The organism is Paenibacillus radicibacter, assembly GCF_024721995.1.
GTDB lineage: Bacteria > Bacillota > Bacilli > Paenibacillales > NBRC-103111 > Paenibacillus_AM > Paenibacillus_AM radicibacter.
Window position 1 is genome coordinate 46,640 of record NZ_JANQBC010000013.1, and the last position, 17,987, is coordinate 64,626.

The 17,987-nt window shown below is 43.6% G+C and carries 14 protein-coding genes; 8 read left to right on the forward strand and 6 right to left on the reverse strand.

The window, feature by feature from the left end:
* Positions 1-18: 18 nt before the first annotated feature.
* The 5 genes from rfbD to NV379_RS21360 form a co-directional block, all read right to left on the reverse strand.
* Complete coding sequence (gene rfbD / locus NV379_RS21340; protein WP_258209374.1) at positions 19-873, reverse strand: dTDP-4-dehydrorhamnose reductase; 855 nt, start codon at positions 871-873, stop codon at positions 19-21.
* Positions 870-1,847 carry a dTDP-glucose 4,6-dehydratase gene (gene rfbB, locus NV379_RS21345; protein WP_258209375.1) on the reverse strand — a complete coding sequence of 326 codons (978 nt, stop codon included), beginning with the start codon at positions 1,845-1,847 and terminating at the stop codon, positions 870-872. The genes rfbD and rfbB overlap by 4 nt, the downstream gene beginning before the upstream one ends.
* On the reverse strand, positions 1,835-2,575 hold the full coding sequence (locus NV379_RS21350; RefSeq protein WP_258209376.1) for a sugar phosphate nucleotidyltransferase: 741 nt from the start codon (positions 2,573-2,575) through the stop codon (positions 1,835-1,837). The genes rfbB and NV379_RS21350 overlap by 13 nt, the downstream gene beginning before the upstream one ends.
* A 212-nt stretch (positions 2,576-2,787) precedes the next feature.
* Entirely contained in the window at positions 2,788-9,717 is a 6,930-nt protein-coding gene (locus tag NV379_RS21355; RefSeq protein ID WP_258209377.1) for a WIAG-tail domain, read from the reverse strand.
* 133 nt (positions 9,718-9,850) lie between these two features.
* Positions 9,851-10,147 carry a transposase gene (locus NV379_RS21360; RefSeq protein ID WP_258209378.1) on the reverse strand — a complete coding sequence of 99 codons (297 nt, stop codon included), beginning with the start codon at positions 10,145-10,147 and terminating at the stop codon, positions 9,851-9,853.
* A 121-nt stretch (positions 10,148-10,268) separates the two neighbouring features.
* Between NV379_RS21360 and asd the strand changes: the two genes are divergently transcribed.
* The 8 genes from asd to NV379_RS21400 all read left to right on the forward strand — a co-directional run bounded on the left by asd (position 10,269) and on the right by NV379_RS21400 (position 16,941).
* On the forward strand, positions 10,269-11,057 hold the full coding sequence (gene asd / locus NV379_RS21365) for an archaetidylserine decarboxylase (RefSeq protein WP_258209379.1): 789 nt from the start codon (positions 10,269-10,271) through the stop codon (positions 11,055-11,057).
* 28 nt (positions 11,058-11,085) lie between these two features.
* Positions 11,086-12,342: an MFS transporter gene (locus tag NV379_RS21370; protein ID WP_258209380.1), complete on the forward strand. Its 1,257-nt coding sequence runs from the start codon at positions 11,086-11,088 to the stop codon at positions 12,340-12,342.
* A 128-nt stretch (positions 12,343-12,470) separates the two neighbouring features.
* On the forward strand, positions 12,471-12,671 hold the full coding sequence (locus tag NV379_RS21375; RefSeq protein ID WP_258209381.1) for a hypothetical protein: 201 nt from the start codon (positions 12,471-12,473) through the stop codon (positions 12,669-12,671).
* Positions 12,672-12,750: 79 nt separating this feature from the next.
* Positions 12,751-12,990, forward strand: coding sequence for a hypothetical protein (locus NV379_RS21380; RefSeq protein WP_258209382.1), 240 nt, complete (start codon positions 12,751-12,753; stop codon positions 12,988-12,990).
* Positions 12,991-13,230: 240 nt separating this feature from the next.
* Positions 13,231-13,692, forward strand: a complete 462-nt coding sequence (locus tag NV379_RS21385; protein ID WP_258209383.1) for a tetratricopeptide repeat protein — start codon at positions 13,231-13,233, stop codon at positions 13,690-13,692.
* Positions 13,693-13,834: 142 nt separating this feature from the next.
* On the forward strand, positions 13,835-14,287 hold the full coding sequence (locus tag NV379_RS21390) for a YoqH family protein (RefSeq protein ID WP_373426144.1): 453 nt from the start codon (positions 13,835-13,837) through the stop codon (positions 14,285-14,287).
* 189 nt (positions 14,288-14,476) lie between these two features.
* Positions 14,477-15,130, forward strand: coding sequence for a hypothetical protein (locus NV379_RS21395; RefSeq protein WP_258209384.1), 654 nt, complete (start codon positions 14,477-14,479; stop codon positions 15,128-15,130).
* Between the two features lie 347 nt (positions 15,131-15,477).
* Positions 15,478-16,941 (forward strand): serine hydrolase domain-containing protein, encoded by a 1,464-nt coding sequence (locus NV379_RS21400; RefSeq protein WP_258209385.1) that lies wholly within the window; start codon positions 15,478-15,480, stop codon positions 16,939-16,941.
* 101 nt (positions 16,942-17,042) lie between these two features.
* Here NV379_RS21400 and NV379_RS21405 read toward each other — a convergent pair whose 3' ends face one another.
* Positions 17,043-17,981 carry a YobF C-terminal domain-containing protein gene (locus tag NV379_RS21405; RefSeq protein ID WP_258209386.1) on the reverse strand — a complete coding sequence of 313 codons (939 nt, stop codon included), beginning with the start codon at positions 17,979-17,981 and terminating at the stop codon, positions 17,043-17,045.
* Positions 17,982-17,987 lie beyond the last annotated feature (6 nt).

The window sequence follows — 17,987 nt, forward strand, 5'->3', positions numbered from 1 at the left end:
TCCCCCTTTCCCAATGGATTACGAAGTACCCTGCCAATCATTTTCTAAGAAATCACGTAGTGCTTCACTCCATACACGCATACGAGGTAGTTCCTGTACACGGATGGCTTCATCATCAAATACTGAATAATGAGGTCTTGGTGCAACATGAGGAGCTGGCGCTGTTGCTATAGGAGTAATCGGAACATCGGAAAGCCCGTAATGATCAAGAATTGTTCTGGCGAACTCATATCGGGAACACGAACCTCGATTGGATACATGGTACAACCCGTACTTATTTGTTTGGATTAGCGCTGCAATCCATATAGCCAAATCCAATGTGTACGTAGGAGAACCGAATTGATCATCAACCATCGTTAACTTTCGATGCGAAGCAGCATGAGCTAGCACCTTAGTTACAAAGTTAGATCCACTGGCTCCATACAGCCAAGAGGTACGAACAATATAGCTTTGCGGGCACAGCAATTGGGTGAACTGTTCGCCATAGAGCTTAGAAGCTCCATATACGCTAACAGGACTAACCTGATCTGTTTCCCTGTATGCTTCTCGCTTCGTTCCATTAAACACATAATCCGTTGACACATACACAACCTTAGCCCCTATTTGAGAGGCAACAGCAGCCACATGCCATGCACCTGTCGCATTCACTTGATATGCCGCATCCCTATCAATTTGCGCTCGATCTACATTCGTAAAGGCTGCCGCATGAACGATAACATCGGGTCGATCTTGTGTTATAACTTCTGATACCTTGCTGAATTGGGTAATATCCAGCTCAATACGTTTATATGCTGTTACCTCATGTTCATCTTGTAACACCCTTATTAGATCGTGTCCAAGCTGCCCTCCTGCTCCTGTAATGAGAACTTTCATCTATTCCCTTCCCCTTTATGTTCCCACCAATCAGGATGTTCCATATACCAGCGAACCGTCTCATGAATACCTTGTTCAAATGTGTATACCGGTACCCAACCCAGCTCCTTCTCCATCTTCGCCGCATCAATTGCATAGCGTTTGTCATGACCTGGACGATCCTGAACAAATTGAATCAGATCATCCGATTTACCCATGATTTGCAGAATGTGCTGCGCAACCTCTAGGTTCGTATGTTCATTGTGACCACCGATGTTGTATACTTCGCCTGATTTTCCATTCATCATGACTTGCTCGATCGCTGCACAGTGATCCATGACATACAGCCAATCCCGAATATGAGAACCGTCTCCATAGATCGGAATTGGCTCATTGTTCATCGCTTGATGGATGATCTTCGGTATTAATTTTTCAGGAAATTGACGAGGACCATAGTTGTTGGAGCACCGTGTCACAATGACGGGATACCCATACGTTTCATAATAAGAACGCGCAACTAAATCACCGCTCGCTTTACTTGCTGAATAAGGTGAATTCGGCATAAGCGGTGATTGTTCAGTGAACATTCCATTCACTCCAAGTGTTCCATACACTTCGTCTGTTGAGATCAGAATGAATTTAGGTATTTGATGAGCACGAGCTGCTTGCAACAATTGGTGGGTGCCCCATACATTGGTGTGAATAAACGAAGCTGGTGATTCAATGGATCTGTCGACATGAGTTTCTGCGGCAAAATGAACGATTGCATCCACACCATCCGTAAGCAGAGAGTGAAGGAGAACCGTATCTGTAATACTGCCATGCACAAATCGATAGTTGGATAAGTGCGCACTATCTTCTGTATTTCTTCTCCAACCTGCATAAGTCAGAGCATCTAAATTAATGATTTCATCATTCGGATGCTTCTCCAGCCAATAGGTGATGAAGTTAGAGCCGATAAATCCCATGCCGCCTGTGACGACTAGCTTCGCCATGTGTCCTCCTCCTCCCAGATCATTCGGGTTGCTTCATACAAGGATTCATGTGTGCCTGCATCGATCCACCAACCTTCAAGCTCGCCATAAGTAAGCTTCCCACTTCGTGCATACACATTGTTCACATCTGTAATCTCAAGTTCGCCACGACCGGATGGCTTAATTTCTCGAATGACATCAAACACCTTATCATCGTACATATAAATGCCGGTAACCGAGTACGAAGACTGCGGTTTGACCGGCTTTTCTTCGATATACGCAATTCGTTTTGCGTCTTCTTTTTGAAACACAGGCACTCCATAGCGCCTTGGATCTGCTACTTTCTTAAGCATGACGAGTGCCCCATCTCCACTTTGCTTGAAGTAGGAAACCTCTTCTTTTAGCGAATCATGGAATAAATTATCTCCAAGCAGCACCAGCATTTTCTCACCGATTTGTACATGCTCCTCTGCTAAGAGTAGTGCTTGCGCAATACCTCCCGGTTTCTCCTGCATACAGTACGTCATCCGTACCCCATGCTCTTCGCCGCTCCCCAAATATTTCATATATAACTTGGCTGACTGCTTGCCTGTGACCAGAATAATATCCGTGATCCCCAAATTTTTCAGTTTTTGAATGGAGTAATGAATCATTGGATATTTACCAACTGGTAAAAGATGCTTATTAATTAAATTTGTCAATGGACGCAGCCGTGTTCCAGTCCCACCAGCTAGTACGATGCCCTTCATGACATGCTCACCATCCTCTCTAGCCTCTGCGAATTACACATTCCTACACTTGTTTAAATCATATGCGGACATTTGGTAGGGAACATGGACACTCGGCTACTCCTACGAAAAATCGGCTGATGTCTAGCGATGACACAACATCAACCCGTTAACTATCTAAACACAAAAAAACACATCCTCCTGTAACGAAGGATGTGTTTGTATCACGATCTTTAAGCTTTAGAACCAATCGCGATCCAGTTCATGAGACCACTTATATCCGGTGAGAATTTAGCACGCACGACGGTGATGACCGCACTGCTGTTCGTCTTGGATTTGCATACGGCATAACATACAGGATGATTCGTCATCGCAACAATCGAGTACATCGTATCTACGAATGGCTCATCAAATGTAACTGTAATATCAATCATCTCATCTTGCACGTTCATCTGATACGACTCAAATCCGAATTGCTGTAGCACAGCAGGCTTCGTACTCGTCGTGTACACGGGACGGAATGCCAGTTTATCTTCCGTTACAGATCCAGCTGCCAAGTGGTTTGACCGTACAGCATGATCTTCCAGGTGATCCGTCGTTACGGATAAATGTTTCAACTTCGAACCATCCACGCTTTGAAGAGCTAACTTTTCAGATGTCACCGATTGATCAGCAAGTTTAGAGGCTGTAATCGCATGTTCTGCAATTTTACCCGATTGAATCGTTAAATCTTGCAAATGCTCATTACCCACAATATCTACACATAAGTGTAGGGATCCGATACTTGCTGGTGCATGATGATTAAATGCTACAGACTGATCCATCAAGTGAACGCTACCTACTACTTGCGCAGCTAACTTGGCTTGCGTTACAGATCCATCCGTTAGATGATTGGTAAGAATAGCGCTTGCTGCCACCTTATCGCTTGTTACAATTTCAGATAGAAGATGGCTAGTTGAAATCGAGTTATTGCGAATCTTCGCTCCATCCACGCTATCATCTTGCAAGTGATCATACGCAATCGAGCCCGAACTCATCTTGCTTGCAGTCACACTACCATCTGCTAATTTCGATTGATCAACGGCACGATCTTGAATCTTATCTGTCGATACGGAGTGGACATTCAAATGCTCTTCCCTTACTGCATTTGCTGTTAAGTGATCCGTCTCAATGGAGTTCACTTGAATGTGGTCAGCGACAATGGACCCCGTTGCAATTTTGTCTCGAGTCACCGCACGATCCGAGAGATGAGCTTCCAGAACAGCACCAGTAGCGAGTTTCTCTCTTGAAACACTGCCTGATTCCAGATGTGCTGCACCAACACTTGATACAGCTAACCTTGCACCATCAATTGAACCCGGAGCAAGCTTATCGACCGTTACAGAGCCATCAGCTAGCTTATCTCCTGTAATACTCATAGCTACAAGCTTATCACCAGAGATGGAGTCATTTTTAATTTTATCCCCTGCAATCGTACTTAACGATAAATGTTCTTCACGAAGTAGACCTGGCGTTAGATGACGCTCCGAAATTACTCCTTCTGCCAAGTGCTCTCCACCAATTGTACCTATTGCAATATGGCTGCCTTCAATGGATCGCACGCCGAGATGATTAGATTCAACGACATGGTCTCCTAAGTGCTGCGACTGAACCGAGCGTTGCCCTAACTTCTCAGATGTAATGGCTTGATCAATGACGTGATCTGTCGTCACTGCAAATCGTGTAATCTTGGCGCTGTCTACACTACGATCTGCAATTTTGGTATTCGTTACAGATCCATCCACGAGAATCATTGAAGATACAATGTTCGGACTGAGCTTCGAAGCCGTTACTGCTCCATCTGTAATGTGTGAACTCCGAATAATCGCTTCACTCAAATGTCCTTCACGGATAGACTCCGTTGATAAGTGCTCCCACAGAATAGAACCTTCAATGAGATTTTCACTCGAGACCGATCTTACTGCCAATTTATCATGAGTAACCGACCCATCTATGAGATGTTCGTTCGTTATAATCGCTTCAGCGAGCTTGGAACTTGTTACAACACCATCTTCGAGGTGAATGGTCGATACGGAGCGCTTCTGCAGCTTTGTAGCATCAATGCTCTCCTCGGCCAGACTAGCAGTATGCACACTACCAGGTTGCAATTTGGAACCAGAAATCGTATGATCCATCAATTTACTGCCATCCACACTATTGCTCACGAGCTTATCGCCTAATATTGCATCATCGCTTAGATGTTCTGGACGGATTAAGCCGACTGTTAGATGCTCACTCACAATAGAATTCTCACAAATATGCTCCGAACTGACAGCATCCATCGCTAGCTTATCCTGCGTTACACTGCCGTCTGCTATATGCGTAACGGTCACTGCAAATGAAGCAATTTTATCACTTGTCACACTGAAGTCTACCAAATGATTTTCGCCAACACTTAATGCTGCAAGTTTATCACCATCGACACTATCATCTGCCAGTTTCTCTGCTGTAATCGCTTCTAAAGCAATATGATAAGTCTGAATGCTTTGGTTTGCGATTTTGTCAGAAGTAACCGAACCGTCAACTAACTTCTCTTCGGTAATGACACTTACTCCCAGATGCTCCTGCTCAACAGCGCCTGGCGTCAGATGTTTATTCGTTATAATCGCTGGTGATAGATGTTCTCCGATAATGCTGTTATCTACTAAATGTTCGCGTGTAATTGAGGATGGTGCAATTTTCTCAGCCGTCACACTTGCATCCACTAGCTGCTGCGAGCCGATCGCATCACTTGCGAGTTTCTCCATCGTCACAGAGCCATCAACCATGTGTAGTGTCGTAACCGAATTTCTTCGCAGTTTACTGCCATCTACACTACCTACGGCCAATTTCTCATAGGTGACGGATTCATCCTGTAACTTTACTGTGCTCACACTACTCGGTGCTAATTTAGCACTCGTGATACTGCCATTGCGCAGCTTCATTTCGGTTACAGATTCATCGCACAGATGTCTTTCATTCACGATCTCTGACGTCAAGTGCGTAGCATTGATTACACCTGGAGCCAAGTGCTTGCCATGAATCACACCTGGTGCTACCTTACCTGCGGTGACACTGCCATCTGTAAGGTGTGTTTCATATATAGCATCGGCTGCTAATTGCGACGAAGTGATCGCATCGGCTGCAATATGATTCGAACTAATAGATTGCGGTCGAACCTTATTTCCATCCACACTCAGTGGAGCTAGCTTCTCATACGTAACACTGTCCACTGAAAGTTTACTTGTATCAATACTTCCAGGTGCGATTTTGACGGAGAAAATAGAACCATCCTGCAGTTTATCTCCAGATATCGAGCTAATTGCCAAGTGACCTTCATGAATAAGACCTGGACCTAAATGCGTCGAGTCAATAATCCCTTTAGCAAGATGAGTAGCTTCTATTGAAAGGGGTGCAATTTTCTCAGAAGTAACGGATTCTTCCGCTAAGTGGGTGTCTGTTACAGCACCTGTTGCAATTTTGTACCGAGTAACCGCACATTCTGTTATATGTTCCGAAGCGATGGAACCTTGTTGAATTTTGGAACCATCTACACTATCTTCAGCCAGTTTATCGAATGTAACAGCCCCGTATGATATTTCTTTCGTACCGATTGAACCACTTGCGATGTGTTTAGGAGCAATTGCCCCATCACTAATCTTTGTTGAGGTTATAGCACCATCAGCAAGATTCCCCCCCCAAATGATACCTTCACCCAAGTGATGTCCTTCCACTGCACCTGGAGCTATTGCTGAACCTAACACCGAACGTTCAGACAGATGGATTGCATGAATTGCATTACCTGCGATCTTTAGTCCAGAGATCGAACCATCACTAATATGCTTCTCTTTGACTAAGGCATCGGTTAGATGTTCAGTTACAATTGAGCGATCTGCTAAATTGAGCGCACGAACAGCTTTCGGAGCTAGTTTAGCAGAAGTAATTGCCTTATCAACAACGTGTTCTTCCCCTACAATACCAATACCCAGATGCTCAGCATGAATGGATTGATCGAGCAAGTGGCGGCTTGTAATCGTTCCGATATTCAACTTCTCAGCCGTTACAGCGCCATCTGCAATGTTATCTGTATGAACAATTCCTTCGCCTAAATGCTCAGCTTGAACTGCCTTCGTCGATATATTTTCACTTAATATTGCATTTGGAGCGACTTTACTCGCTGTGATTACATGGTCTGCCAGATGCCGATCCAATATCGTATTTGAACCAATCTTCACACTAATAACAGACCCATCAACCAAATGCTCGCTTGCAATTGATGTCGGTCTAATTTTACTACCATCTACACTTTCACGTGCCAGCTTATCATAGGTAACAGCCTCATCTATTAATTTCCCTGTCGATACACTGCCATTAGCAAGCTTTTCAGATTGAACTGCGCCCACTTGCAGTTTATCCCCAGTGATCGATTCTTCCTCCAGATGCATGGTGCCAATAGCCCGCTTCCCTACATGAACAGCAGATATTGTACGTTCAGCAATATGCTGCGATTGAATCGCTCCTGTCGCAATTTTATCGCTTGTCACGGATTCAGATGCGATATGAGCACGTTGAACCGAAGAACGCTGTAAATGTTGGGATTGAATCGAATTTGGTACGATATGAAGTGCATTAATCGTTTCTTTCGCAAGCTTCTCACTTGTAACCGCGCTATCAGCAAGTTTCTCCTTGGTGACCGCACTATCTGCAATAATTGCTGTTAGAATGGAGCCCGCTTGAAGCTGAGATGTACCAACCGAACCATAACCAAGTTTGTTCTCTGTAATCGATTCATCCCGAATATGCTCCGCGCCTAATGAACCAATCTTGAGTTTATCTCCATCAATACTTTGATCCATTAATTGTTCGATTGTAAAAATGCCACGCTGCAAATGCTCCTGCGAGATTGAACGATCTTTAATATGGAAACCTTCAATGGCCTTAGCTTGCAAATGCTGCCCGCTAATTGAATCCATCGCAAGTTTCTCACTCGTTATCGTGCTATCCACAATTTTCTCACCGGTAATAATTTGCCCGGCTAGATGAATTTCTGTAACAGAAGATGGGGCCAAGTGATCCGCAAGAATGATCCCTTGATCAAGGTGTACGCTATTAATTGCTTTTTCTGCAATGTGTACACTCTGAATGGCTTCATTCGCAATTTTATCGGAATGGACAGCACGGTCTTCCAAATGATCTGTTTGAATAGACCCCAATGCTATCTTCTCCGATTGAATGACGCGATCAGCAAGTTGCTCTGCATGAATGGCACCTAGTGCGATATGGGTTTGTTGGATCGCATGTGGTACCAATTTCTCCGAGGTGACCGCGCCGTCGCTTATCTTCGCACTCGTGACTGATAAATCCGTCAATTTGTCGGTTGATACCGATTCAGGAGCAAGCTTCGATGTCGTGACGGCATGAGCAGACAGATGATTCGTTACGACAACACTATCTGCAATGTGATGACTTTGAATCGCGCCTTGTTGCAGCTTAGCGCTTGTAACCGAAGCATCTTGCAACATGGTGGTTGAGACGGCTTTGGTTTGAATATGTGCAGAGCCAACAGCTCCTGTTGAGATATGGGAGGAATGGATCGCCTCAGCTGCAAGTTTATCTTTGGTGACAGCAGAACGAGCAAGATGATCGGTATCAATCGATTCAGGGACGAGTTTCTCTGCAGTGATGGACTCGTTAGCAATCTTGCTCGTTGTAACAGCATACTTCGCTAGTACGTCTTCTGTAATTGCACCTCGGCCAATCTTTTCCGTGGTAACCGTATAATTCTGCAAGTGTTGTTCGGTAATGACACCCTCAAGGATGTGCTCTTCCAATATCGCGCCAGATTCAATATGGCTAGAGTTAATAATAAATTTACTTAATTTCTCAGATGTAATAACTTCATCTTCCAGATGGTACGCGTGAATGCTGCCCTCTGCGATATGTTCAGAATGAATTTGATCCAGCGCAATGTTGCTGCCTTGCACAATGCCAAGACCCAGATGCTGATTCGTAATACTACGCTGTTGAATATGGTCGGAAGCTACACTTTTCGGTGCTAACTTCTCTCTTGTGACAGCACCATCTCGCAGTTTCTCATTCGTAATGGAATTGTCAGCAAGTTTAGCCGTATCAATCACTTGATTGACAAGATGCCTTGCTTGAATAGCACCACTCTTGATTTTATCTGATGTAATTGCCTGATCTTCAATTAACTCCGGAGAAATACTAAACTCGGCAAGATGGATCGCTTGAATCGAACGATATGCCAATTTCGTGGCATCAATTGCACCGTCAGCCAATTTGTTCGATGTGATTGAAGAGTCGATTAGCTTCTCACCCGAAATCGAGCGATCTTGGACTTTATCTCCTGTGATGGCATGAAATGCGAGGTGTTCTTGATCTACTGCACCTAGTGCAATTTTGTCGCGTGTAACAGCGCCGCTAGCAAGTTTAGACTGATCAACTGAATAGTCTTTGATTGACTTCGTGCCGACACTTTGCGGCTTGATCTTTGTCTCGTCAATGGCACGTGATGCAATTTTCTCATTGGTTACTGCTGCTTCAACAATGTCGTCGGTGTAGACGACAGCCTGCGTGGTTTTCCCTGTCTTACGCTGCTGCAGCACTTGTTCAGTAGAGGTATCGCCTTCAGGTTTGCGCACACCTTCTTCGACGCTCTCTTGAGCGACGGATGAGATCGTGCTTTTGGCAACCGAGGGTCGTTGAGTTTTCCCTACTTTCTTGTACGTAATTTGCGTACTTCCCGTAGATTTCTCTGTCTTCGTCGCTGGTTCCGAAGCAGCTGGCGATTGGTCTTGAGTAGAGGGTGTAGGTGCTGTATGGGAAGCCTGCGCAGGCGTATTAGTGGGTGCAGTTGGTGATGCGTTTGAATTTGCAGAAACAAGTGCGCGATTCTGCTCTGCGCGAGGCAACTCTTCCTCATCATGTGATACGGGAAGAGTCGGCTCTGGGAATATATCGCTCTCTATATCCAGCACTTTGGCAATGTATTGGATATTCTGCCGATCTTTTTCTTTTACTTTGTTCGTGTCATCATCCAGCCACTTCAGCTCATTCGTGGATGCATTATATTTGTTGGATTGAGATGACGATTTGCCGCTGGTGCGGCTTTTCCACTTTTTCATAGATATCTCCTCTCTGACATCCTAGTCTTCTGTAACATATGCATTCACCCAGTTACTGGTTTATCATTTAAGCTTATCCATAGGCATTCCACACAAAAAAACTCCCGCCAACTGCAATTAGCAGTAAGGGGAGCTAGGAACTCATCTTATTTTCTATAAGGGGACGAATACTCAAATACAGTACATACATACCGACATAAGCGCCGCTTCCTAAAAATAATGGATTGAGAAACACCGCATGAATATTCGTCATAAAAACCGTCTGATCACGCACGATCTCATAAATTCCAACTGCTGCAATACTGCCCGCTATCCATATCGATATAAATCCAATCCAAGCAAATGCGAGCTTACACGTACGATACCGGTTTGCAACAATAACCATCAGCCAAGGTATAACCAAAGCTCCAATCCATATGATCAATCCCATATGACATTACACCTCCAACAGTATCGTATGCAAAAGTGTAAAATCCATCCGTTCGCATTGATTAAATACCCTTTCTGTGGCAAGATAAAAATATTATGCAAAAGAAATGGAGCAAGATTACATGTCTAAACCGGTTTTTCGGTTATTAACGGAACTTTCATCGAGAAAATGGATTTCACAATTAACAGGAAAGTTTGCTAAGTCCAAGGTGAGCCGTACACTTATCCCCCGTTTTGCCAAAACCTATGGAATTCCAATTGAAGATGCGGAGAAAGAAATTCACGAGTATCAATCGCTCAACGACTTCTTTACCCGTAAGCTTAAAGCGGGACTTCGTCCCTTAGATACAGAGGTTAACTCTTTGCTCTCACCTGTAGATTCCTTAATTACAGGAATGGGTCCGATTGAAGAAGGACTTATTCTGAATGTAAAAGGACAAGATTACACAGTTGACGATCTGCTTAACCATTCACCACGTCGAATCAACTATGAGAATGGTTTTTACTTTGTGTTGTATTTGTCACCTACGGATTATCACCGTATTCACTCACCTGTTACAGGAACAATTCTTGAAAAAGAACACGTGCCAGGCAAAGTATACCCGGTGAATGACTTTGGTCTTCGTTACATGCGTAAAGTACTTAGTCGCAACGAGCGCTTGATCACAATCATGAACTGTGAACAAGGTGAAGTCGCGGTTATTAAAGTTGGTGCACTAAATGTTGCATCGATTCAATATTCCAAAGATATTCGCACGAATATGCAAGCTGGAGATGATCTAGCTTATTTCGAGTTTGGTTCAACTGTTGTCCTATTACTCGAGAATGATATCTTCACACCACGTGAGGACTTAGAAGTGGGTAGCAAGGTAAAGATGGGCGAGAAGCTCGGCGTACTTAAAGAAGCTTAAGACCGCTCACAGGGAGAGGAGCTGCTTTATGCAAGCAGGTACTAATAATATCATCGCGGATAAACCAAAAGCACCATCTCAAATAGCGAGTTCAACTACCTTTAGAATCTTGTTTGCCGTATCGCTTGTCCATCTATGCAACGATATGATGCAATCCGTCATCCCTGCTATGTTTCCGATTCTCAAATCGGAACTCGACTTGTCTTATAGACAAGTTGGGTTTATTTTTTTTATTTTCCAATTAACTGCATCCATCATGCAACCGGTAGTCGGTATCTTTACAGATAGGAGACCATTCCCAGCCTTACTGCCGCTGGGCATGATCTCCTCCCTGATTGGGATTATCTTGCTTGCGTTCGCACCAAGTTATGTCTTAATCCTATTCGCCGTCATCTTTATTGGGCTCGGCTCGGCAGCCTTCCATCCGGAGGGATCAAGGGTTGCTCATTTAGCTGCTGGCGGTCGCAAAGGAATGGCACAATCAATTTTCCAAGTGGGTGGAAATACAGGTGCTGCAATGGGTCCGATCATTACCAAGTGGGTGTTACTGCCCCTCGGACAAATCGGAGCAATCTGGTTCACGATCATTGCAGGTATCGGAATATTCATTCAAATGTATGTAGCCAAGTGGTATGGTGGCGTACTAAAAGCCGGTGAACGCAAGAAGAAAGCAGCCGTGAAGCGGGTCATCAGTCCCGAGCGAAAACAAGCGATTGTGTTTGCAATGGTGGTATTGTTATTCCTCGTCTTGTTCCGTTCCTGGTACAGTGCAGCCGTATCCACGTATTATGCTTTCTATTTAAATGAAATTTTCGGTGTGTCGATCGAGAATGCACAAATGTACTTATTCGTCTATCTCGTTGCAGGAGCAGTCGGTACATTCGTTGGCGGCCCTCTAGCAGATCGCTTTGGCAAACGAAACATCATCTTCTTCTCGATGCTAGGTGCTGCGCCGCTTAGTATTGCGGTTCCGTATGTAGATGGACCATGGCTAGTGGTGCTTCTCGCATTAAACGGAATGATTATGATGTCTAGCTTCTCCGTAACCGTCATCTATGCACAAGCTCTTGTTCCTGGTAAGATCGGCATGGTGTCCGGTCTTGTTACAGGTCTAGCGTTTGGTCTAGGCGGTGTCGGGGCACTTGCGATTGGCGATATGATTGAAACATTCGGCATCTCACCAATTATGAAGCTCGCGGGCTATTTGCCGCTGCTAGGTATGTTGACGTTCCTCCTGCCATCAGATCGCAAGCTCGCCTCGTGGACAGAGGATGCACAGGGGTAATTCGATTATAAATTGTATATGAAAAGGTCAAGTTCGAGGCGTATTAAGACTTCGAAGCTTGACCTTTTTTCATTGCTACCAGCATATGGTAAAATAATGATATAAATACAATATGAGGTGATATCCCTGTGACTGTCATGAAAAACTTTGTGCTTGTCGTGCTGAGCATGGTCGCCCAGCTGTGGACTGGATTTTTCAATCGTAAACAAGATTTCTATGATCGGAGATCCGTTACGAAAACGAAGCTAGGCTATGTCGTATTTGTCATCCTAGCTTTACTTGCCACAATCGGCATTATGTATTGGCCTTATATGAAGATTAAACATTAACTTTCATAGAACATACGTTTGCGTATTTGGTAGTTTGTGGTATGATAAACGCATCATTTATTTAGAGGAGTTGAAACAATTGATCACCCCGCATAATGAAAAACTCCAGCAGTACGCTGACTTTTTACAATGGGCTGATAAGCTAAGAGATTTAGAAGGCAGCAGCTTATGGCTTAAACCAATCTCATCTGGCAAATGGTCGATACGCGATCTACTTACCCATTTCATGCAATGGGATCGCAACGGGATTGATGTGATGGTTCCGAATATCGCCGAAGGTGCCAGCTTATTCTTCGTTGATATTGAAGCGTACAATTAAGAGTCAATTGCACTTGCCCAGTCTTATACTTCCATACATACCTTACTTAATGACCTTATTCATACTCGAACACAATTCATTAACCTTCTTACCGAGAAATATGACGATACAACACATTTCACAATTGATAACCACCCACACACCTATGACTCCTACCTCCATATTTTCATTCATCATGATGGTCACCATAAAGCCCAGTTCGAAGCATTCCTAGAACAAGAACAACAGCTAGAACATGCCGTGAAGCTTCGCAAAGAGAACAAGTTAGAAGAATCTAATACATTACTACTAGAGCTAGTCGCTAAATCACCGCAAGACGCTTACTTGAATTACCAGTGCGCATGGAGCTTTGATGTATTAGGCTTAGAATCCCAAGCTGTACCATACTATGAAGCAGCCATCGCTCTTGGTCTTAGTGGATCCGATTTGGAAGGTGCATACCTCGGACTCGGCAGTACTTACCGCACGATAGCGGATTACAACAATTCCAAGCGTATTTTTGAACAAGGAATGGAGCAATTCCCTAACAATAAAGTGCTCCCCGTGTTCTACGCCATGACGCTGTACAATCTGCAAGAACATGATCGTGCGATGGAAGTGCTGCTATTAAAGCTCATTGAAACGACAAGTGACGAGGGCATCCTCGGTTACAGTAAAGCTATTCAATTCTATTCCAATCAGCTCGATCGAGTATGGGACTAATTTTTATTTTAAATAATGGCTTTGTCACCGACACGAACACAAAGCTTCGGTGTTCTGCTTATTCTTATTAAACTAATGGGCATTTTAATACGATACAGCGGAAGTGGTAATAATAACCACAACAAATTGCGGAGGGGTCAAAGTGAAGCAAATTATTGTGGCTTTATTAATTTTGAGTAGTGCGCTGATTAATCCTAAAAACGTGATTGCTAATGTATCCATGCCTTGCAGTTCAATTCTAGAACCAGTAAATACAGGCTTTGTAAATGCAAAAGGAGCAGCTCTGGTCTATAAAGTAAAATTATCACCAAGTTTTCCACGCACCAGCATAAGTATTCAAGCTAACCATCTTCCTACTCCATCCTCTATTGGAGAATATGACAGTTTCGAAGGTTTTGTATTTACTCAAAATGAGATTAGTTGGAGATTCAGACTATATCCAACACCAGAAGAAGGTAGTCCTACTTGGGCTGGTAGGTTTGACGAAATAACAGCAGATTTAGCAAATAGCAAAATAGAAGTGCGTTTTTCCAACTCAAAAACTGGAAACCTGGGACCTGTAGTATTAACTGGTAGTATTAATTCCTGTAAATAGTTTAGCTTATTGTGCTAACGCGACACGATAGTTCAAATGTTTTAGGCTGCCATTTGGCAGCCTTTTCTCAACTAACAGGCGGGATAGCGCAACTTTGTATAAACCAAGACGTCTTTATATGATTAGAGCATGTTCATTTACAGCTGTGGTCCTTTCGGAATTACTCAAAAGTAGATATGAGGTGATAAAATGCTTAGAAAAGAAGCTTTGTTTTTCGTTCTTATTCTGATCGGTCTGCTGCTCATATCTAACACACACCTCGGTTATTCTTTCGGAGACAGCATATTCAGAACAGTAGGAACTCCGCCGTGGACCAATACCGAGGACGATTCGGGGTTGCATATCTCGGTTATTATCGGTCTGCTTGTCATTATTGCCGGTTACATCGGTACGGTGAAGTTTTATCAAGTACGGTTTCCTAAAATACGGAGCCGGATTGTACTAAGCTGTATCGCTTTCGTCTATCTGTTTCCAATCGTGACCGAGAACGCTATGATTCTTCTGAAATATAATTCCGTTTCCGTTACCTCCGTCGATTTCTCCAAAAATAACAGCCAGTGCAGCTATCGATCCGAAGAAGCGAATGTGGAAGCGAACTGTACCATTACGTTGATCAACTATGGGAAGGAGAAAGATGTAATGATTAGACCTTATCTGATAAGGAGTACAACCAAGGTCAAGTTCGAGCCGATGACGGTCACGCTTCCACCTCATCAGAAGGTCGGTGTCAATATGACATTTAACGGCAAGCAGTTGGATGGAACAGGCTTATCCGGTTGGTCGAAAGATATCGGCATTGAAGTCGAAGTCGATGGTTTGAAGAAAAAGTACGGCAAAGAGTAATTTAGGTGTATGGGGAACATTACTAAATAATTCATTAACCTCTAAGATGTGAGTGAAGCGATCTGATACAATGACTAGTTGAATAATACACATTGATGAGCAGGTGCTATGGTAGCCTGCTCTTTTTATTAAGCAAACTGGCAGACTGGCAGATTTCTTTTATCAGGAAGGGATAAGTTTGATTATAAATATTTTCTCCCTAAATGTACTTCTATATCTGTGATATTGTAAAACTATGCTTAAAATTGGCCGTGCGCTGCTTCGCTCGTACGCACATAACAAGGCATGGGAATTGCCAAGCTGAAACTGCAGTTGCAGATTATACACGAGAGCAAAGGGGAGAGTAAATGAGAACCAGTAATGCCTCACGCACCGTAACAAAATTAAACGATTACATGGACGCGCTAGCGAACCGGGGGTATTTCAACGGGGTAGTCTTGGTAGCTGATGGGAATAAGATATTGCTGCGAAAGGGATATGGTATGGCGAATTTTGAGCACGACGTACCCAACAGCCCACAAACCAAGTTTCGTATCGGCTCTCTAACAAAAGGGTTTACCGCTATGGCTGTGTTGCAGTTGCAAGAGCAGGGAAAGCTTCGTATTGATGATCCTATCAAAATTTACATACCAGATTATCCGAATGGCGACATTATTACGATCCACCATTTATTGACGAACACTTCAGGAATACCTGATTACCCAAGTTTCCCAAATTATTGGAAAGAAACGATGAGGCTGTATGCTACTATAGAACAAACCATTGGTTCGTTTAAGGATAAACAACTGCAGTTTCTCCCAGGAGAAGGATTCAGTTACACCAGTTCGCCTTATATTTTGCTTGGTTTCATCATTGAGAAGACATCGGGGATATCCTACGAACGATATATTTCAGAACACATCTGCAAACCATTAAATTTAGTGAATACAGGGTGTGAAGATGGAAGAACACTCCTGAAACATTTTGCGTCAGGGTACTCCATATGCAAAGGAATCATTCCAACCGAGTATGTCGACATGTGCTTACATGTGGGAGCAGGTGTGATGTACTCAACGATCGATGATCTTTACCTGTGGGATCGGGCGTTATATAGGGCTGATTTGATTGGAAATCATGTGCGTGATCAATTATTCGGAAGCATGACCTCAGCTGTTGGGAGTTATGGCTGGGTTGTAACGGAGCAATCCATTAATAATAAGTCAAGAAAGCGTGTCTGGCATAACGGAACGATGAATGGGTTTTATGTGGAGTTCAATCGTTATATCGATGAGGAAATCGCTATTATCGTGCTGAGCAATATCAACCTCACGCCTATAGACATAATAAGCCAATGTTTAGCTAAGATCGTTATGGGAGAAGAGGTCGCCCAGCCCGGAGCTATACAGCCGTTAGATATAGCCCCAAATAAACTTGAAAAGTATGCGGGAATATACAGTACTGCGGAAGGAAATATAGATCCATTGCAAGCAGATCGTTTGACCGAGGCTTTAGATCAACTGACTATTATCGATACGCCACGGTTTGCAGTCGGGTTGTTTTACGACACATTCTACCATTTCGGAATTGACCCCAGATCCACCGTAGTCGTGACCTTTGAGGATAACAGACTCTATCTGTTCATGCAAAAAAATAAAGGGGCATGGTTTAAATACGAGCTAATTTCGGTTTCTCAACAAACGAATACACTAAAATGCGTTACCGCGCACATTGACGAACAACTTGAATTTCACACGGATCCCGATGGACATTTGCGATTCATACATTTCGATCCAGCAGGAAATCGAATCGATGCTGTAAAGTTAACTATTTAACATAGCCTTAATAATAAACAGCGGCAGCCATGGACGTTGGGTACTATCGCCCATCATCTTTGGCTGCCGCTTTAGTTTTTCTTAACATATGATTCATTGATTTATACAAGTACACTTAACCCACAGAGTTCACGTTCGAACGCTTCTTCTAGCTTACCGAACTCGAGCAGCTTGTCAGCAAGTGCTGTCCAGTTCTCTTCCACCGCAAGACAGTGCAATAAACCCAGAATTTCGGATTGCTGCTGCTTCAGTCGAGCAAGCTTAGGGTTACGCTTTTCAAAATATAACGAGAAGTCATTCGCCCGCTTCGCTCCTAACTGGAATACGAAGTATTTGAGCGTGCCGCTAGTCGCTCCTGTCACTTCGCCTCGCTTTATTATCTCGCTAAATGCGGTAATCGCATCTTGTCCCGTCTTCGCTCCGATTGAAGCTCCAATTACGCCAGTCTGCTCATAGATGTGCTGGAAGAATCGAATGGAATTCGCATAAATTTCATCATCGGACGGGTTATTTACTTTCTCAATGGAATGCCAGTATTGGTATGCCCCTCTGCCGTATGGAATATCTGCCGCTTTCCACGTTAAATCCAATTGATCGAGCGCTAGACGAACATACGGAAAGCTTGCTGGATCATGCAGGTATACATATTCACCATCCATATCGTAAGCCAGCACGTAATGATCTGACCCTTTGGCATATTGATGATTCGGCGCATAACGCAGATAGCCCATATCAATCGGTCCAAGAATAGCTGGTGAAATCTTTAGTACATTACGCAACTCATTTAACGGACATTCTGCCTCCGGATCACTCCAATTCTCTTGGAAATGGTAACCAAGCGCCTTCATTGCTTTCGATAGACCCGCATCTGGATCAAATGCATTATTATGTAAGAACAACATGCCGTTTCCGTACATCGTAACCCCTAAACCTACCCCAGTTAGAACCTCTAACAAAGCCGGAGATACAACCTCTCCAACTTGCTTCAATAACATGCTTGCTGAGTTTGCATAACAATAAGATCCGTTACCAATATACATACCATT